Genomic DNA, 18,912 nt, shown 5'->3' with positions numbered 1-18,912 from the left:
GCGGTACGCTGGCCACGCCGCAACCGCCCCGAAGGAGCAGCATCCATGCCGGTCGAAGCCAGCTTGATCCAGATCCTCGCCTGCCCGGCGTGCCATGCCCCGCTGGAGGACCGGACCGACGCCCCTTCGGGCCCCGCTTCCGAACCCGCGCTGCTCTGCACCTCCGGCGACTGCGGCCTCGCCTACCCCGTCCGGGACGGCATCCCCGTGCTCCTCGTCGACGAAGCCCTCCCCCACAGCCCCAAGGGCGTGGGAGGTGCTCCCAGCCCCGCCTGACCGGGCGCCGCCGGGCCCGTCCCGGCACCGCCCGTTTCCCCGCCCGCACCGGCGATCGGAGGCCGCGCCCACCATGCTCGACGAGTCACTCCTCGACACCCCTGACGCACTGGCGGGCGCCGACCGCTTCGGTCTGCTGCGCGGCGTCGCCGAATCCGGCGCCCGGGTCCGCACCGCCGCCCGCGGCGCCGCCGAATCCGGCATCCACGAGTTGACCCCCGACGGGCGCCCGCGCACCGTGCTCGTCGCCGGCCCCGGCCCGGCCGCGGCCGGTGTGGCCGACCTGCTCAGGGCGCTCGGCGGCGGCAGCTGCCCGGTCACCCTCATCCCGCCGACCGGCGTCGCCCCGCTGCCCGGGGCGCTGCGCTGGGCACTGCCCGGCTGGGCCGGGCCCCTGGACCTGCTGCTGCTCCCCGGCCCGGACGCCGCCGACCCCGGCCTCGCCGAGCTGGTCGAGCAGGCCTATCGCCGCGGCTGCGCCGTCGTCGCCGTCACCCCGGCCGGCGGCCCGCTCGCCGAAGCCGTCGTCCAGGCCCGCGGCCTCGCCGTCCCGCTGGCGACCACCCCCTACGACGCCGAATTCGACGTCGAGGGCGCCCCGCCGGCCGCCCCCGGCACCCTGTGGTCGGTGCTCATCCCGCTGCTCTCGCTCGCCGACCGGATCGGCCTGCTCAGCGCCCCGCCGGAGGCCCTGAGCAAGCTCGCCGACCGCCTCGACCAGATCGCCGAACGCTGCGGTCCGGCCATCCCGACCTACACCAACCCCGGCAAGACGCTGGCCGCCGACCTCGCCGACGCGCTCCCGCTGCTCTGGACCGAGGGCGCCATCGCCGGCGCCGTCGGCCGGCACTTCGCCACCGAGCTGGCCGGGCTGGCCGGCCGCCCCGCCCTCGTCGCCGAGCTGCCCGAGGCGCTCGCCACCCACCGCACCCTGCTGGCCGGCGCCCTGGCCGCCGGTGCCGACCCGGACGACTTCTTCCGCGACCGGGTCGAGCAGCCCCCCGCGATGCACGCCAGGGTCGTGCTGCTGCGGGAGGAGGAGCCGGGCCCGCTGTCCGCCGCCCGCGCCGCCCAGGCCCTCGCCGAGGAGCGCGACACCGCCGTCAGCGAGCTGGAACCGGACATCGGCAGCGATCTGGAGAAGGCTGCGGAACTTCTCGCCATCGTGGATTTCGCCGCCGTTTACCTCGCGCTTGCCGGCACCGAGTGACCTGGACGGCCGGCCCGCACCCGCAGGCCCGGAAGCCCGCCGCCACGTACGACTGTCAGGAAGCAAGCCACCCATGGACCGCCTCGCCAATACCGTGCGCCCCTACGCCTGGGGCTCCACCACCGCCCTCCCGGAGCTCCTCGGCACCGCGCCGACCGGCGAACCGCAGGCCGAGATGTGGATGGGCGCCCACCCCGGCGCCCCCTCCCGCCTCGACCGCGGCGCGGGCCCCGTCTCCCTGGCCGAGGTGATCGACGCCGCCCCCGAGGCCGAGCTGGGCGCCGACGCCGTCCGCGCCTTCGGCCCCCGGCTGCCCTTCCTGCTCAAGCTGCTCGCGGCCGGCTCGCCGCTCTCCCTCCAGGTCCACCCCGACCTGGACCAGGCGCGCGAGGGCTTCGCCGACGAGGAGCGGCGCGGCGTCCCGATCGACGCCGGCCACCGCAACTACAAGGACGCCAACCACAAGCCCGAACTGATCGTCGCGCTCACCCCCTTCGACGGCCTGTGCGGCTTCCGGCACCCGGCGCAGACCGCGGACCTCCTGGCGGGCCTGGGCGTCGACGGCCTCAAGCCGTACGTCGACATCCTGCGCGCCAGCCCCGAGGAGGACGCCCTGCGCGAGGTGCTCACCGCCGTCCTGAGCGCCGAGCACCACGCCATCGCCGAGACCGTCGAGCAGGCCGCCGTCGCCGTCGGCCGCCTGGCGGACCGGGGCGGGCCGCACGCCGGTGACTACGCCGCCTACGCCGCCCTCGCCCACCACTACCCGGGCGACCCCGGCGTCCTCGCCGCGATGCTGCTCAACCACGTCCGGCTCCAGCCCGGCGAGGCGCTGTTCCTCGGCGCCGGCATCCCGCACGCCTACCTGAGCGGCCTCGGCGTCGAGCTGATGGCCAACTCCGACAACGTGCTGCGCTGCGGTCTGACCCCCAAGCACGTCGACGTACCGGAGCTGCTGCGGGTGGTCCGCTTCGAGGCCGGCGACGCGGGCGTACTGCGCCCCGAGGCCGTCGGCGGCGAGGAGGTCTACGAGACCCCCGTCGACGAGTTCCGCCTCTCCCGCTTCGTTCTGGCCCCCGGCGCCGCACCGCGCCCGCTCGTCTCCCGTACGCCGCAGATCCTGCTGTGCACGGCGGGCAGGGTCCGGCTGCGGGACGGCGCGAACGGCGCGGCGGCCGAGCTGGCCCTGGCCCCCGGCGAATCCGTCTTCGTACCGGCCGGGGAACCGCTCACGCTCGCCGGGGAGGGCACGCTCTTCCGCGCGACGGTGGTCGCCTGACCCGGCGGCCACGGCGCGGACGGCCGCGACGCCCGGCGGGCGCCGGATCCCGTCCGCCAGGTGGCCTCCTGGCGGCCGCCTCCGGCCGGGCTGCAACAATGACCGCCGCACGGCATTAAAGCGGTGGTAAAAGCCGGACGACGGAAGGGACATGCAGCACCTATGAGCGCATCAGGCGGGACAAAGGCGATCGTTGCGGCGCTGGGCGCCAACCTGGCGATCGCCGCAGCGAAGTTCGTGGCCTTCGCCTTCAGCGGCTCGTCCTCGATGCTGGCCGAAGGCGTGCACTCCCTCGCGGACTCCGGCAACCAGGGCCTGCTGCTGCTCGGCGGCAAGAAGGCGAAGCGCGCGGCGACCGCCGAGCACCCCTTCGGCTACGGCCGGGAGCGCTACATCTACGGCTTCCTGGTCTCCATCGTCCTGTTCACCATCGGTGGCGTCTTCGCGCTCTACGAGGGCTACGAGAAGATCCACGCCCCGCACCCGCTGGAGGACTGGTACTGGCCGATCGGCGTCCTGGTCTTCGCCGTCATCGCCGAGGGCTTCTCCTTCCGTACGGCGATCAAGGAGTCCAACGAGCTGCGCGGCAAGCAGACCTGGACCCAGTTCGTCCGCCGCGCCAAGGCCCCCGAGCTGCCGGTCGTCCTGCTGGAGGACTTCGGCGCGCTGGTCGGTCTGGTCCTCGCGCTGGGCGGCGTCGGCCTGACCGTCGCCACCGGTGACGGCATCTGGGACGGCATCGGCACCATGTGCATCGGCGCGCTGCTGGTGCTGATCGCCCTGGTCCTGGCCGCCGAGACCAAGTCGCTGCTGCTGGGCGAGGCGGCCGGGCCCGAGCAGGTCGCCAAGATCCGCGAGGCGGTCGTCGACGGCGATGTCGTCACCGGCGTCATCCACATGCGCACGCTTCACCTCGGCCCCGAGGAACTGCTGGTCGCCGCCAAGATCGCGGTACGTCACGACGACACCGCCACCCAGGTCGCCCGCGCCATCGACGCCGCCGAGGCCCGCATCCGCGCGGCCGTGCCGATTGCCCGGGTCATCTACCTGGAGCCGGACATCTACAACGAGGCCACGGCCGCCGCGGGCGCCGACCCGTCGAAGACGCCCGGCGGGAACTGAGCCGCCCCGCCATCGAACGGCCCCCGCACTCCTGGCGAGTGCGGGGGCCGTTGCGGTACCGAGGCGGGGGGCTGTTGCCGCAGGGCGCCAAGGCTGTCGGGCACGGGCTGTCGGTCACCACCCGTCGATCATGTGGTGAGCCACTGGGAGGTGAGCCACGGGGAATATCCCCCCGGCTGGGAATAACCGACCCTGTCTGGGGATACCGACCCTGCCTGGGAATACCGCCCCCGGACTGCTGTGTTGAGGCCCCGAGGGGGCGCTCGCAGCCCCTACGGGATGTGTTCGCCCATGCCCTAGTGGATCTCGCCGAGGGTACGCAGAATTGCCGCCTCGTCCTCCGCTCCCTGGAGCCGGGCCCGGAAGCCGGCGTCCATCAGCTTCCGCGACAGCAGCGCCAGGATGCGCAGATGCTCATCCCCGGCCGCCGCCTCCGGCACCGCTATCAGGAAGACCAGCTTGGCGGGCGTGCCGTCCGGCGAACCCCAGTCGATGCCGTCCGCGGACCGCGCGAAGCCGACGACCGGAGCCGTCACCGCGTCCGTCTTGGCGTGCGGGATGGCGATTTCCTCACCGAGACCGGTGGTGCCCTGCGCCTCCCGCGCCAGCGCCACTCGCACCAGTTCCGCCACGTCAGCCACCTTGCCGGTGCCGGCCGCCAGCTCGGCCATCTCACGGATCGCCGCTTCCTTCTCGCCGGCGGCGAGCTGCGTCCTGACGGTCTGCTCGGTCAGGTAGCCGGACAGCACCTGATCCCCGTCCCCGGCGGGCGCCTTGTCCTCGGCGGGCGCCTTGTCCCCGGCGGGCTCCCCGTCTCCGGCGCGATCTCCGTCTCCGTCGGACGCCTTCCCCTCCGTACGTGCCTCCGCCGCCGGAGCCTTGGCCAAGGTGGCCGTCGCCGTACCGCCGGCACCGCCTGCACCGGCATCAGCCCCCACCCCGCCACCGGCACCGGCGCTCGCGACGGCACCCGCTCCACCGGCTACGGCTCCGACTGCGGCTCCGTCTCCGGCCAGAGCGGGCACGGGGTTCAGCGAAGCCGCCGCGGCATCGCCCTTCCTGCGCTCCGCGACATCGACCAAGGTGACCGTGGTCAGCGCGGTGATCACCGTTCCGATGGCGACGGCGAGGAAGAACACCGGCACCCCGCCGACCGCACCCAGCACCGCCACGATCGGCCCGCCGTGCGGCACCGCGTCCGTCACCCCGGCCGTCCCCGCGACCGCACCGGCCACCGCGCCGCCGAGCATGTTCGCCGGAATGACCTGCGCGGGCCGCGCCGCGGCGAACGGGATCGCCCCCTCGGAGATCCCGAAGAGCCCCATGAACAGCGCCGCCATCCCCGTCTCGCGCTCCTGCTCGGAGTACAGGCGTCGGCGAATCAGCGTGGCCAGCCCCTGGCCGAGCGGCATCACCGAGATCGCCGCGGCACACATCCCCATCACGGTCTGGTTGCCGGACGCGATCAGCCCCGCACCGAACAGGAACGCGGTCTTGTTGACCGGGCCGCCCATATCGAACGCGATCACCAGGCCGAGTATCGCGCCGAGCAGCACCGCACTGGACCCGGTCATGCCGCCGAGCCAGCCGGTGAGATGGGTGAACACCCAGGAGATGGGCCTGCCGATCACATAGATGAAGAAGAGCCCCAGCGCCGTCGTCGCCACGATCGGGATCACGATGATCGGCATGATCGGCCGGACGAACGCGGGGACCTCGACCTTCTTGATCCACTGCACCAGATAGCCGGCCAGGAAGCCGGTGACGATCGCACCGATGAAGCCCGCGCCCGCCTTGGAGTCGTACAGCGCACCGGTGTTGGCTATCCAGCCGCCGATCATGCCCGGCACCAGCGCCGGCCGGTCGCCGATCGCGTACGCGATATAGCCGGACAGGACCGGCACCATCAGCGTGAAGCCGATCACGCCGATGTCGTTCACATGCTTCCAGAACGACCCGTCGGGAATGACCAGACCGCCGTCGGCCTGCGGATGCCCGCCCACCGCCAGCGAGATCGCGATCAGCAGCCCGCCGACCACCACGAACGGGATCATGTAACTGACCCCGTTCATCAGCGCCTTGTACGTGACGCTGCGCTCCTTGCCACCTCCGCCGCCCGCGGCTGCCGCGGCCGCGCCGCCGCCCGTACCGGCCCCGTCGGCCTCCCCGCCCCCGTACACCGGCGCGCTCTGCGCCCGCTCGATCAGCCGCTCGGGGTGGCGGATGCCCTCCGCGACCCCGACCGCCAACACCCTCTTCCCGGCGAAACGGCTGAGGTCGACGTCCTTGTCCGCGGCGATGATGACGGCATCGGCACCTCTGACATCGTTGTCAGACAGGATGTTCTCAGCCCCGATGGAGCCCTGGGTCTCCACCTTCATCTCATGACCGAGCGCGCGGGCGGCCTGAGCCAGCTTCTCCGCGGCCATGTACGTGTGGGCGATACCGGTCGGGCAGGCGGTCACTGCGAGCAGCTTCAGCCCCTGCCCGCCCCTCCCCGCGCCCTTGGGGGGATCGGCTGGACTCGTCGTCACGTGGCTCTCCTTATGGACGTGCGCGCGGTCGTGCATGATCCCGCGCTGCACGCATCCTGCACGACGGCCCAGCGCGCGCATACCCCCGAGGCCGCGGTCCGCACCGGCCGGCATCCCGGCCCCGGGCGTTCAACCGCCGCCCTCCCGCCGCCCGATGGCCGGGATCCCACTGAATCGGACCCTCCGGGCTGGGGTTCACTGGGCCGATCGGTGTAGATTCGTGACCAGTGCCAGACGTCGCTGCTGATGGCGGTCGGGCGGTCCGCACCCGGACCGGCCGAGGGAGAGAGGGCCTCCGACGGACTGCGCTGCGGCCAGGGGGAGAGGTATGTGCGCTACCGCGTACGCTCGTATCTGCCCGCGCCGCAGACTGCCAGCCCATCCACCTCGACCCTCGAGGAGCAGCACGCATGACGACAGCAGCCACCGGCCAGGACTTCAAGGTCGCCGACCTGTCCCTCGCCGCTTTCGGCCGCAAGGAGATCACCCTCGCCGAGCATGAGATGCCCGGTCTGATGGCGATCCGCAAGGAATACGCCGCCGCCCAGCCGCTGGCGGGCGCCCGGATCACCGGTTCGCTGCACATGACCGTGCAGACCGCTGTGCTGATCGAGACCCTGGCCGCCCTGGGCGCCGAGGTTCGCTGGGCGTCCTGCAACATCTTCTCCACCCAGGACCACGCCGCCGCGGCGATCGCGGTCGGTCCGAACGGCACGCCGGACGCGCCGGCCGGTATCCCGGTCTTCGCCTGGAAGGGCGAGACGCTGGAGGAGTACTGGTGGTGCACGGAGCAGGCGCTGACCTGGCCCGACTCGCCCACCGGCGGCCCGAACATGATCCTCGACGACGGCGGCGACGCCACGCTGCTGGTGCACAAGGGCGTCGAGTACGAGAAGGCCGGCAAGGTCCCGTCCGTGGAGACCGCGGAGAGCGAGGAGCACCGCGCGATCCTGGAGCTGCTCACCCGCACGCTGGCCGAGTCGCCGCAGAAGTGGACGAACCTGGCCTCCGAGATCCGCGGTGTGACCGAGGAGACCACCACTGGCGTGCACCGTCTCTATGAGATGCACCGCGACGGTGACCTGCTCTTCCCGGCGATCAACGTGAACGACGCCGTGACGAAGTCGAAGTTCGACAACAAGTACGGCTGCCGCCACTCCCTGATCGACGGCATCAACCGTGCCACCGACGTCCTGATCGGTGGCAAGACGGCCGTGGTCTGCGGTTACGGCGATGTCGGCAAGGGCTGCGCGGAGTCCCTGCGCGGCCAGGGCGCCCGGGTGATCATCACCGAGATCGACCCGATCTGTGCGCTGCAGGCGGCGATGGACGGCTACCAGGTCACCACCCTGGAAGACGTGGTGGAGACCGCCGACATCTTCGTCACCACGACCGGCAACAAGGACATCATCCTGGCCTCGCACATGGCGCGGATGAAGCACCAGGCCATCGTCGGCAACATCGGTCACTTCGACAACGAGATCGACATGGCGGGCCTGGCGAAGCTCGAAGGCATCGTCAAGGACGAGGTCAAGCCGCAGGTGCACACCTGGACGCACCCGGACGGCAAGGTGCTGATCGTGCTGTCCGAGGGCCGGCTGCTCAACCTGGGCAACGCCACCGGTCACCCCTCCTTCGTGATGTCCAACTCCTTCGCGGACCAGACGCTGGCCCAGATCGAGCTGTTCACCAAGCCGCAGGAGTACCCGACCGACGTCTACGTGCTGCCCAAGCACCTCGACGAGAAGGTCGCCCGTCTCCACCTCGACGCGCTGGGCGTCAAGCTCACCGAGCTGCGCCCGGAGCAGGCCGCCTACATCGGCGTCCAGGTCGAGGGCCCGTACAAGCCCGACCACTACCGCTACTGATCCAGTCGGCGATCACCGGCCGGTCGGCGCCGCCGACCAGCTGGTGCTCACCCACAGCAGCCGGTGACACCAGGCCCTCGCCCCTCACGGCGGGGGCCTGGCCCGTAAGGACCCCACACATACGCCCCGACGCACCGGCCCGTCGCCGCCCGAAGGACTGCACCCCTCATGCCACGCGGCCACTACTCCCTCCACGACCCGCACGATCACACCCCCCTGGGTGAAGAGCACTTCCACTGCGCCACCGGCCCGTCCGGCTGGCGTTACGTCTCCCAGATCGTCAGCCCCTCCGGCGACCACACCGGCTCCGTCGACCTCACCCTCGACGAACTCGGCCGCCCCATCCGCCTCGAACTCCACGCCTTGGCCTGGCAGGTCCGGGGCGCAGCCCTGGAGGGCGTCACCTGGGTACGCACCGACCCGACCGGCGAACACGCCACCGAAGGCAACGTCCCCGCCCACGCCTTCACCGGCGCGTCCCCCGCCTTCCTCATCGCCACCGCCCGGCTGCTGCGCCCCGCCCTCGGCGCCGGCGCCGTCCGCACCCGCCTCGTCGCCTTCACACCCCCCGTCCTCGCCCCGCGCACTCTCGACCAGTCCTGGGCTCTGCTGAGAAGCACACCACACGCCACTGACAACGCCCCCCTCATCGCCGACGAATACCAGGTCAACGACCTGGAAACCGGCGAGCAGCACACCGTCCACATCACCGGCGACGTGGTCCTCTCCGCGCCCGGCATCGAACTCGAATCCCTCGACTCGCCACCGTCGACATTTCCCTGACGTGCCGGACCGCCGGCAAACGGCGCTGGGCGCCTGCCTTACACCGGCGGCGCAAACCCCGTACGCGACGCCCCCTCCCGTCCGCCGGCCGCACCGCCGTCATGGCCACCACCGCCAGGCTCCCGCCCCGGCACCCCCACAGGCCCGCTGCCCCGCCCCTGGCTCATCGGCCCCTCATCAGCAGCAGACGCACCACCAGCCCCAGGAGCCCCCGCCCGACCACCCGGCGGCGCCCAGGCACCCACCGACGCCGCCGCCTCCACGTCCCCCACCACTCCCACCTGCGGCGATGTGGTGCCGTCCCCCGGACCCACGACAGCCCCCTCGCCCCGCTCCACACGAACCACTCCGGCCATCCCGGCCACTCCGGACACCCCCGACCTCCCGAACGCCCGCTGCGACTCCCGTGCCTGCCGTTCCCCGACCACCGCCGCCAGATACGCCGCCGGATGCCCCCCCGCAGGCCCCGGCACCCCGGTGAACCTCTGCAGGTCCTCCGCCAGCCGGCCGGCCATCGCCCCGCCCGCCTGCGGATCCAGCTGCCCCATCCGCGCCAGGTACTGCCGCACCGTCAACCACCACCCGTCGGGCACCCGTGACAGATCCAGCGCCCCGAGCTCCGCCACCAGCCACGGAGGCGGAGGCGGCAGCGCCGTACCTGCCCGCGCCACCGGCATCCGCTCCCGTATGACCAGCGTCCCCGCGAACACATCCCCCAGCCGACGCCCGCGCGCCGACACCAACGACGCGATGGCCGCCACCACCCCCATCGTCAGCACGATCTCGATGGCTCCCATGGCCCCGCGCACCAGCGCATGCCGGAACCGGATCGGTCCGCCGTCCTCCCGTACGACCCGCAGCCCGCAGATCACCTTCCCCAGGGACCGGCCCTGGCTCAGCGTCTCGACGACGATCGGTATCCCGACCTGCACCAGCAGGAACGACGCCACGGATACCGCCGCCACCGCCGCACTGTCCATCGACGACGTCGCGCTCACCAGCATCAGCGAGATGCCGATGTAGCTCACCCACGCCACAGCCACATCGACCGCCACCGCCAGCCCCCGGCTCGGCAGCCGGGCCGGCCGCAGCCCGAGCACCACCGCTTCACCCGTTACGAGCTCACTCACGCCGCGCCCCACTCCTTCTCGATCCCCGAAGTCCCGCCCACCCCACGCCGGGCACGGTCAGTCTGCCAAGCTGACCGGCACCTACCCACGGCGCTGCGAGGAGCGACACCAGATGGACCTCGATGTCTTCGTCACGTCCCATGGCGCCGACTGGGACCGCCTGGAAACACTGCTGCACCGCAAACGCAGCCTCACGGGAGCCGAGGCCGACGAACTCGTCGCCCTCTACCAGCGCACCACCACCCACCTCTCCCTCCTCCTTTCCAGCGCCCCCGACCCTGCGCTGACCAGCCGCCTCACCTCTCTTGTGGCACGCGCCCGCAGTACGGTCACCGGCGCCCGCAAGGCCTCCTGGCGCGATACCGCCCGCTTCTTCACCACGGCATTCCCGGCAGCGGTCTACCGCCTGCGCCACTGGTGGATCCCCACCGCGATCCTGTCCACCGCGGTGGCCGCCCTCCTGGGCTGGTGGATAGCCGCCCACCCGGAGGTCCAGGCGGCGATCGGCGCCCCGGATGACCTCCGCAGCATGACCCGTCCCGGCGGCGAATACGAGACGTACTACTCCAGCCACCCCGCGGCATCCTTCGCCGCCCAGGTATGGACGAACAACGCCCAGGCCGTCGCCATGTGCCTCGTCCTCGGCGCCTTCCTCGGCCTCCCGGTCCTGTGGATCCTCTTCGAGAACCTGCTCAACCTGGGCGTCGGCATAGGCCTGATGTCCTCAGCGGGCCGCCTCGACACCTTCCTCGGCCTGATCCTCCCGCACGGCCTCCTCGAACTGACCGCCGTCTTCATCGCCGCCGGCATCGGCCTCCGCCTGGGCTGGACCCTCATCGATCCGGGCCCGCGCACCCGCCGTACGGCCCTGGCGGAGGAAGGCCGCTCCGCCCTCGGCGTCGCCATCGGACTCGCCGCAGTCCTCTTCATCTCCGGCGCCCTCGAAGGCTTCGTCACCCCGTCCGGCCTGCCCACCTGGGCCCGCATCGGCATCGGCATCACCGCCGAGGCAGCCTTCCTCCTGTACGTCTACGTACTGGGCGGCCGCGCCGTACGTGCCGGAGCCACCGGCGACGTCGAGCTCGCCGACCGCGAGGCCGTCCTCCCGACGGCCGCGTGATGTGCATCCAACCCCGCTGACCTGCTAATCTCCTCTTCGCCCCAGAACCCGTTGACACGGGCATCAGGGGGAGGTAGATTCGAACGGTTGCAACGAACTGGACAAGTTCATCCGCGACGGTTAGCATCTTCTCCGCTTCGGCCGGAACTTCAATTCGGCGAAGCGCAACCGACCACTTACCGGAAGCCCCGGTCGATGAATTCGACCGAATGTCTTCTGATAAAGTCGGAAAAGCCAAATGGCAAGCCCCCTCCGACGGGGACTCGGAAACAAATTCGGACCGGCAACGGAACGAAACGGATCTGATAGAGTCGGAAAGGCCGAAAAGCGAAAGCCAAACGGCCGAGCCCGCTCCAACAGGGCGCCGGACACGGAAACGGATCTGGTAAGGTTGGAAACGCGAAGAAGCCGAAAGGCGGAAACGCACCGGCGAAAATCGGGCCCGCAAGGATCTGATAGAGTCGGAAACGCAAGACCGAAGGGAAGCGCCCGGAGAGCCTGGTGAAACAGGCACAAAGGAAGCGTCCGTTCCTTGAGAACTCAACAGCGTGCCAAAAGTCAACGCCAGATATGTTGATACCCCGTCCACCTCGGTGGATGAGGTTCCTTTGAAAGTCCATCCCGCCCATGTGGTGCGGATGGCACACACAGCGAGGACGCTGTGAACGACCGGACCTATTCCGTCTGGTTGTTCCACTCTTCTCGTGTGTGTTTCACCCGATTACGGGTAAACATTCACGGAGAGTTTGATCCTGGCTCAGGACGAACGCTGGCGGCGTGCTTAACACATGCAAGTCGAACGATGAAGCCCTTCGGGGTGGATTAGTGGCGAACGGGTGAGTAACACGTGGGCAATCTGCCCTTCACTCTGGGACAAGCCCTGGAAACGGGGTCTAATACCGGATATGACACACGACCGCATGGTCTGTGTGTGGAAAGCTCCGGCGGTGAAGGATGAGCCCGCGGCCTATCAGCTTGTTGGTGGGGTGATGGCCTACCAAGGCGACGACGGGTAGCCGGCCTGAGAGGGCGACCGGCCACACTGGGACTGAGACACGGCCCAGACTCCTACGGGAGGCAGCAGTGGGGAATATTGCACAATGGGCGAAAGCCTGATGCAGCGACGCCGCGTGAGGGATGACGGCCTTCGGGTTGTAAACCTCTTTCAGCAGGGAAGAAGCGAAAGTGACGGTACCTGCAGAAGAAGCGCCGGCTAACTACGTGCCAGCAGCCGCGGTAATACGTAGGGCGCAAGCGTTGTCCGGAATTATTGGGCGTAAAGAGCTCGTAGGCGGCTTGTCACGTCGGATGTGAAAGCCCGGGGCTTAACCCCGGGTCTGCATTCGATACGGGCAGGCTAGAGTTCGGTAGGGGAGATCGGAATTCCTGGTGTAGCGGTGAAATGCGCAGATATCAGGAGGAACACCGGTGGCGAAGGCGGATCTCTGGGCCGATACTGACGCTGAGGAGCGAAAGCGTGGGGAGCGAACAGGATTAGATACCCTGGTAGTCCACGCCGTAAACGTTGGGAACTAGGTGTGGGCGACATTCCACGTCGTCCGTGCCGCAGCTAACGCATTAAGTTCCCCGCCTGGGGAGTACGGCCGCAAGGCTAAAACTCAAAGGAATTGACGGGGGCCCGCACAAGCAGCGGAGCATGTGGCTTAATTCGACGCAACGCGAAGAACCTTACCAAGGCTTGACATACACCGGAAAACCCTGGAGACAGGGTCCCCCTTGTGGTCGGTGTACAGGTGGTGCATGGCTGTCGTCAGCTCGTGTCGTGAGATGTTGGGTTAAGTCCCGCAACGAGCGCAACCCTTGTTCTGTGTTGCCAGCATGCCCTTCGGGGTGATGGGGACTCACAGGAGACTGCCGGGGTCAACTCGGAGGAAGGTGGGGACGACGTCAAGTCATCATGCCCCTTATGTCTTGGGCTGCACACGTGCTACAATGGCCGGTACAATGAGCTGCGATACCGCGAGGTGGAGCGAATCTCAAAAAGCCGGTCTCAGTTCGGATTGGGGTCTGCAACTCGACCCCATGAAGTCGGAGTTGCTAGTAATCGCAGATCAGCATTGCTGCGGTGAATACGTTCCCGGGCCTTGTACACACCGCCCGTCACGTCACGAAAGTCGGTAACACCCGAAGCCGGTGGCCCAACCCCTTGTGGGAGGGAATCGTCGAAGGTGGGACTGGCGATTGGGACGAAGTCGTAACAAGGTAGCCGTACCGGAAGGTGCGGCTGGATCACCTCCTTTCTAAGGAGCACTTCTTACTCGGACTTGTCCGGGTCAGAGGCCAGTACATCGGCGAATGTCTGATGCTGGTTGCTCATGGGTGGAACGTTGACTATTCGGCGCACTTGATTGGTTGTCACTAGTACTGCTTCGGCGTGGAACGTGGTGATGGATCGAGTGGGCCGGGCACGTTGTTGGGTATCTGAGGGTACGGACTGTGGTCTGGACCTTCGCGATGCCGGCCCCAGTGAACTCAGCCTTCGGGTTGGGGTGGTGGGTGGCTGGTCGTTGCTTGAGAACTGCACAGTGGACGCGAGCATCTGTGGCCAAGTTTTTAAGGGCGCACGGTGGATGCCTTGGCACCAGGAACCGATGAAGGACGTGGGAGGCCACGATAGGCCCCGGGGAGCTGTCAACCAAGCTTTGATCCGGGGGTGTCCGAATGGGGAAACCCGGCAGTCGTCATGGGCTGTCACCCGCTGCTGAACACATAGGCAGTGTGGAGGGAACGCGGGGAAGTGAAACATCTCAGTACCCGCAGGAAGAGAAAACAACCGTGATTCCGGGAGTAGTGGCGAGCGAAACCGGATGAGGCCAAACCAGTCACGTGTGATACCCGGCAGGGGTTGCGTGGTTGGGGTTGTGGGATCTCTCTTCTGTTGTCTGCCGGCAACAGGACGAGTCAGAAACCGTTGATGTAGGCGAAGGACATGCGAAAGGTCCGGCGTAGAGGGTAAGACCCCCGTAGCTGAAACATTAGCGGCTCGTTTGAGAGACACCCAAGTAGCACGGGGCCCGAGAAATCCCGTGTGAATCTGGCGGGACCACCCGTTAAGCCTAAATATTCCCTGGTGACCGATAGCGGATAGTACCGTGAGGGAATGGTGAAAAGTACCGCGGGAGCGGAGTGAAATAGTACCTGAAACCGTGTGCCTACAAGCCGTGGGAGCGTCGCACAAGGGACTTGTTCCTTGTGTCGTGACTGCGTGCCTTTTGAAGAATGAGCCTGCGAGTTTGCGGTATGTTGCGAGGTTAACCCGTGTGGGGAAGCCGTAGCGAAAGCGAGTCCGAATAGGGCGTTGAGTAGCGTGCCCAAGACCCGAAGCGGAGTGATCTAGCCATGGGCAGGTTGAAGCGGAGGTAAGACTTCGTGGAGGACCGAACCCACCAGGGTTGAAAACCTGGGGGATGACCTGTGGTTAGGGGTGAAAGGCCAATCAAACTCCGTGATAGCTGGTTCTCCCCGAAATGCATTTAGGTGCAGCGTCGTGTGTTTCTTGCCGGAGGTAGAGCACTGGATAGGCGATGGGCCCTACCGGGTTACTGACCTTAGCCAAACTCCGAATGCCGGTAAGTGAGAGCGCGGCAGTGAGACTGTGGGGGATAAGCTCCATGGTCGAGAGGGAAACAGCCCAGAGCATCGACTAAGGCCCCTAAGCGTGTGCTAAGTGGGAAAGGATGTGGAGTCGCAGAGACAACCAGGAGGTTGGCTTAGAAGCAGCCACCCTTGAAAGAGTGCGTAATAGCTCACTGGTCAAGTGATTCCGCGCCGACAATGTAGCGGGGCTCAAGCACACCGCCGAAGTCGTGTCATTGCGATATTACCCCCAACGGGGATCGTGATGGGTAGGGGAGCGTCGTGTGCCGGGTGAAGCAGCCGCGGAAGCGAGTTGTGGACGGTTCACGAGTGAGAATGCAGGCATGAGTAGCGATACACACGTGGGAAACGTGTGCGCCGATTGACTAAGGGTTCCTGGGTCAAGCTGATCTGCCCAGGGTAAGTCGGGACCTAAGGCGAGGCCGACAGGCGTAGTCGATGGACAACCGGTTGATATTCCGGTACCCGCTTTGAAACGCCCAGTATCGAATCCATTAATGCTAAGGCCGTGAAGCCGGCCTGGAGTCTTCGGACAAAGGGACGTGGTGGAGCCGCCGATCCAAGGTGGTAGTAGGTAAGCGATGGGGTGACGCAGGAAGGTAGTCCAGCCCGGGCGGTGGTTGTCCCGGGGTAAGGGTGTAGGCCGTGTGGTAGGTAAATCCGTCACACGTTAAGGCTGAGACCTGATGCCGAGCCGATTGTGGTGAAGTGGATGATCCTATGCTGTCGAGAAAAGCCTCTAGCGAGTTTCATGGCGGCCCGTACCCTAAACCGACTCAGGTGGTCAGGTAGAGAATACCGAGGCGTTCGGGTGAACTATGGTTAAGGAACTCGGCAAAATGCCCCCGTAACTTCGGGAGAAGGGGGGCCATTTCCGGTGATGAGACTTGCTCTCTGAGCTGGGGGTGGCCGCAGAGACCAGCGAGAAGCGACTGTTTACTAAAAACACAGGTCCGTGCGAAGCCGTAAGGCGATGTATACGGACTGACGCCTGCCCGGTGCTGGAACGTTAAGGGGACCGGTTAGTCATGATTCGTCATGGCGAAGCTGAAAACTTAAGCGCCAGTAAACGGCGGTGGTAACTATAACCATCCTAAGGTAGCGAAATTCCTTGTCGGGTAAGTTCCGACCTGCACGAATGGCGTAACGACTTCTCGACTGTCTCAACCATAGGCCCGGTGAAATTGCATTACGAGTAAAGATGCTCGTTTCGCGCAGCAGGACGGAAAGACCCCGGGACCTTTACTATAGCTTGATATTGGTGTTCGGTTCGGCTTGTGTAGGATAGGTGGGAGACTTTGAAGCGGCCACGCCAGTGGTTGTGGAGTCATTGTTGAAATACCACTCTGGTCGTGCTGGATGTCTAACCTGGGTCCGTGATCCGGATCAGGGACAGTGTCTGGTGGGTAGTTTAACTGGGGCGGTTGCCTCCTAAAGAGTAACGGAGGCGCCCAAAGGTTCCCTCAGCCTGGTTGGCAATCAGGTGTTGAGTGTAAGTGCACAAGGGAGCTTGACTGTGAGACTGACGGGTCGAGCAGGTACGAAAGTAGGGACTAGTGATCCGGCGGTGGCTTGTGGAAGCGCCGTCGCTCAACGGATAAAAGGTACCCCGGGGATAACAGGCTGATCTTCCCCAAGAGTCCATATCGACGGGATGGTTTGGCACCTCGATGTCGGCTCGTCGCATCCTGGGGCTGGAGTCGGTCCCAAGGGTTGGGCTGTTCGCCCATTAAAGCGGTACGCGAGCTGGGTTTAGAACGTCGTGAGACAGTTCGGTCCCTATCCGCTGTGCGCGTAGGAGTCTTGAGAAGGGCTGTCCCTAGTACGAGAGGACCGGGACGGACGAACCTCTGGTGTGCCAGTTGTCCTGCCAAGGGCATGGCTGGTTGGCTACGTTCGGAAAGGATAACCGCTGAAAGCATCTAAGCGGGAAGCCTGCTTCGAGATGAGGACTCCCTCCCCCTTGAGGGGTTAAGGCTCCCAGTAGACGACTGGGTTGATAGGCCAGATATGGAAGCGCCGTAAGGTGTGGAGTTGACTGGTACTAATAGGCCGAGGGCTTGTCCTCAGTTGCTCGCGTCCACTGTGTAGGTTCTGAAGTAACGACCTGTGTCCTTGCCGGGTTGTCATCTTCATAGTGTTTCGGTGGTCATAGCGTTAGGGAAACGCCCGGTTACATTCCGAACCCGGAAGCTAAGCCTTTCAGCGCCGATGGTACTGCAGGGGGGACCCTGTGGGAGAGTAGGACGCCGCCGAACAATTTTTGAAAAGCCCCGTGGGAACTTCGGTTCCCACGGGGCTTTTTTGCATTTCGGGGTGCTTGCGTTGCGGGAGGGATAGCGGGATGAAGGGGTGAGGATCGGCCGCTTCCTTCTGGTCGCTGTCAGCGTCGGCCGTTCCGGCCAGGAGCCAGCTCAAGGGCTTCCTTTGCAGTGCGAGGACGTGCTCCTGGCGCTCCTGAGAATGGGTTGACGTTCTTCTGCTCGTAGCCGGCAGAGGATCAGGCTTTGGAGACGAGGGCGCACTGGAGATGGGTGGGTGTGGCGCCCGTGCTCCAGCCTCGGCTGGTCCGTCCCCTACGACAGTGGCGGTTCGCTGTCGTAGGGAGCCGCCCGCATGCAGGGGGTTGAGACAGACGATGGGGCGCAGCGGCTTTAGAGGCGGCCGGTGGACTTCAGGGTGAGGTAGGCGTCGGCCAGGTCGGGGGCCAGGTGGGACGGGGTGGAGTCGATGACGGTGATGCCGTGGTGGCGGAGGCGGTCTGCGGTGTGGTGGCGGGCGGCGCGGGCCTGTTCGGCGGCTGCTGCTGTGTAGACGGCCTGGGGGGTGTGACGGCCGTCGGCCATGTCCTCGATGCGGGGGTCTGCTACGGCCGCGACGATGAGTTCATTGCGTTGGGTGAGGCCGGGGAGGACGGGCAGGAGGGCCTCCTCCACGGGGGCCGCGTCCAGGCCGGTGAAGAGCACGATGAGGGACCGGCGGGGGGTGTGGCGATGGATGGTGGCGGCCAGTCCGCGGGCATCGGCCTCGACCAGTTCGGGTTCCAGAGGAGCCAGGGCATCGGTCAACGCCGGGAGGAGATCACGTGCCGTGCGGCCTTGTACGGAGGCGCGTACACGGCGGTCGTAGGCGAGCAGGTCCACGCGGTCGCCGGCGCGGGCAGCCAGGGCGCCGAGCAGCAGGGCGGCATCCATGGAAGCGTCGAGGCGGGGAATGTCACCGACACGGCCGGCCGAGGTGCGGCCGGTCTCCAGGACGAGGAGGATGCGGCGGTCGCGTTCGGGGCGCCAGGTGCGGACCGCGAGGTGCTGGCGGCGGGCGGTGGCGCGCCAGTCGATGGAGCGGGTGTCGTCGCCGTGGGTGTAGTCGCGGAGACTGTCGAACTCGGTTCCCTCACCGCGGGTCAGGATGCTGGTGCGGCCGTCGAGTTCGCGGAGTCGGGCGAGCTTGGCGGGGAGGTGTTTGCGGCTGGTGAAGGGAGGCAGGACACGCAGCGTCCATGGGACGTGGTGGCTCCCCTGCCGGGCAGCCAGGCCGAGTGGTCCGTAGGAGCGGACCGTGACGCGGACGGCGTGATGGTCACCGCGGCGGGTGGGGTGGAGCGTGGTGGTGAGGCGGCGGCGTTCGGCGGCGGGGATGCGCACGGTGTGACGGGACGCGGGCATGTCCGAGCCGGGGCGGAAGGAGCTCGGGGGCCAGGCGTCACGGATCTGTGCGCGCAGGGTGCGGCGGGTCGGGTTGGTGAGGGTGAGGTGTGTGTGGGCCTCGTCCGCGAGTCGAACGGTTGTGTCACCGGTTCGGGTGAAATGGAGCTTTCGCACTGGCGCGGCGAGCGCGAGATCGCACAAGATTGCTATCAGCAAGGCGAGTTGGACGGTGAGGATGCCGAGCCAGCTGGGCAGCACGAAGCCGACGAAGAGGGCTCCGCATGCGGAGACGAGGGCGGTGCGTCCGGTGAGGGCCACGGTGTCG

At 67.3% G+C, this 18,912-nt stretch carries 10 protein-coding genes and 3 rRNA genes; 10 read left to right on the top strand and 3 right to left on the bottom strand.

Going from position 1 to position 18,912, the window contains the following annotated elements; translation table 11 throughout:
• Window positions 1-45: 45 nt before the first annotated feature.
• From BKA18_RS14210 to BKA18_RS14195, 4 genes are all read left to right on the top strand, one after another.
• Window positions 46-276 carry a Trm112 family protein gene (locus BKA18_RS14210; protein WP_366047970.1) on the top strand — a complete coding sequence of 77 codons (231 nt, stop codon included), beginning with the start codon at window positions 46-48 and terminating at the stop codon, window positions 274-276.
• A 73-nt stretch (window positions 277-349) separates the two neighbouring features.
• Entirely contained in the window at window positions 350-1,486 is a 1,137-nt protein-coding gene (locus BKA18_RS14205; protein WP_366047969.1) for an SIS domain-containing protein, read from the top strand.
• A 73-nt stretch (window positions 1,487-1,559) separates the two neighbouring features.
• A complete protein-coding gene (gene manA, locus BKA18_RS14200) occupies window positions 1,560-2,765 on the top strand; it encodes a mannose-6-phosphate isomerase, class I (protein WP_006605242.1) in 1,206 nt (401 codons plus the stop codon).
• Window positions 2,766-2,927: 162 nt separating this feature from the next.
• Window positions 2,928-3,887 (top strand): cation diffusion facilitator family transporter, encoded by a 960-nt coding sequence (locus BKA18_RS14195; RefSeq protein ID WP_359370772.1) that lies wholly within the window; start codon window positions 2,928-2,930, stop codon window positions 3,885-3,887.
• Between the two features lie 296 nt (window positions 3,888-4,183).
• Here the strand turns inward: BKA18_RS14195 and BKA18_RS14190 are convergent, their stop codons facing one another.
• A complete protein-coding gene (locus tag BKA18_RS14190; protein ID WP_429638412.1) occupies window positions 4,184-6,352 on the bottom strand; it encodes a fructose-specific PTS transporter subunit EIIC in 2,169 nt (722 codons plus the stop codon).
• A gap of 479 nt (window positions 6,353-6,831) precedes the next feature.
• On the opposite strand from BKA18_RS14190, the gene ahcY reads away from it, so the two are divergent.
• Both ahcY and BKA18_RS14180 read left to right on the top strand, forming a co-directional pair.
• Complete coding sequence (gene ahcY / locus BKA18_RS14185; RefSeq protein WP_006605245.1) at window positions 6,832-8,289, top strand: adenosylhomocysteinase; 1,458 nt, start codon at window positions 6,832-6,834, stop codon at window positions 8,287-8,289.
• A gap of 168 nt (window positions 8,290-8,457) precedes the next feature.
• On the top strand, window positions 8,458-9,072 hold the full coding sequence (locus BKA18_RS14180; RefSeq protein WP_366047967.1) for a hypothetical protein: 615 nt from the start codon (window positions 8,458-8,460) through the stop codon (window positions 9,070-9,072).
• 38 nt (window positions 9,073-9,110) lie between these two features.
• Here the strand turns inward: BKA18_RS14180 and BKA18_RS14175 are convergent, their stop codons facing one another.
• Window positions 9,111-10,202, bottom strand: coding sequence for an RDD family protein (locus tag BKA18_RS14175; protein WP_366047966.1), 1,092 nt, complete (start codon window positions 10,200-10,202; stop codon window positions 9,111-9,113).
• A 112-nt stretch (window positions 10,203-10,314) separates the two neighbouring features.
• Between BKA18_RS14175 and BKA18_RS14170 the strand changes: the two genes are divergently transcribed.
• The 4 genes from BKA18_RS14170 (at window position 10,315) to rrf (ending at window position 17,198) form a co-directional block, all read left to right on the top strand.
• Window positions 10,315-11,322 carry a stage II sporulation protein M gene (locus BKA18_RS14170; protein ID WP_366047965.1) on the top strand — a complete coding sequence of 336 codons (1,008 nt, stop codon included), beginning with the start codon at window positions 10,315-10,317 and terminating at the stop codon, window positions 11,320-11,322.
• Window positions 11,323-12,056: 734 nt separating this feature from the next.
• Window positions 12,057-13,583: ribosomal RNA gene (locus BKA18_RS14165) — 16S ribosomal RNA — on the top strand.
• A 303-nt stretch (window positions 13,584-13,886) separates the two neighbouring features.
• Window positions 13,887-17,008, top strand: a 23S ribosomal RNA gene (locus BKA18_RS14160).
• 73 nt (window positions 17,009-17,081) lie between these two features.
• Window positions 17,082-17,198, top strand: a 5S ribosomal RNA gene (gene rrf, locus BKA18_RS14155).
• The 16S, 23S and 5S rRNA genes sit together here, the layout of an rRNA operon.
• A 396-nt stretch (window positions 17,199-17,594) precedes the next feature.
• On the opposite strand, the gene BKA18_RS14150 is transcribed toward rrf, so the two are convergent.
• Window positions 17,595-18,905, bottom strand: a complete 1,311-nt coding sequence (locus BKA18_RS14150; protein WP_366043458.1) for a DUF58 domain-containing protein — start codon at window positions 18,903-18,905, stop codon at window positions 17,595-17,597.
• Window positions 18,906-18,912 lie beyond the last annotated feature (7 nt).

Origin of the sequence: Streptomyces auratus (assembly GCF_050433025.1) — a bacterium.
Lineage (GTDB): Bacteria > Actinomycetota > Actinomycetes > Streptomycetales > Streptomycetaceae > Streptomyces > Streptomyces sioyaensis.
This window is presented reverse-complemented; position numbering and strand designations above follow the sequence as displayed.

Excerpts from the sequence above, each read along its gene's own strand:
- manA (WP_006605242.1), top strand. The coding sequence starts at position 1,560 with ATGGACCGCCTCGCCAATACCGTGCGCCCCTACGCCTGGGGCTCCACC.
- BKA18_RS14170 (WP_366047965.1), top strand. The coding sequence starts at position 10,315 with ATGGACCTCGATGTCTTCGTCACGTCCCATGGCGCCGACTGGGACCGC.
- BKA18_RS14205 (WP_366047969.1), top strand. The coding sequence starts at position 350 with ATGCTCGACGAGTCACTCCTCGACACCCCTGACGCACTGGCGGGCGCC.
- BKA18_RS14195 (WP_359370772.1), top strand. The coding sequence starts at position 2,928 with ATGAGCGCATCAGGCGGGACAAAGGCGATCGTTGCGGCGCTGGGCGCC.
- ahcY (WP_006605245.1), top strand. The coding sequence starts at position 6,832 with ATGACGACAGCAGCCACCGGCCAGGACTTCAAGGTCGCCGACCTGTCC.
- BKA18_RS14210 (WP_366047970.1), top strand. The coding sequence starts at position 46 with ATGCCGGTCGAAGCCAGCTTGATCCAGATCCTCGCCTGCCCGGCGTGC.
- BKA18_RS14180 (WP_366047967.1), top strand. The coding sequence starts at position 8,458 with ATGCCACGCGGCCACTACTCCCTCCACGACCCGCACGATCACACCCCC.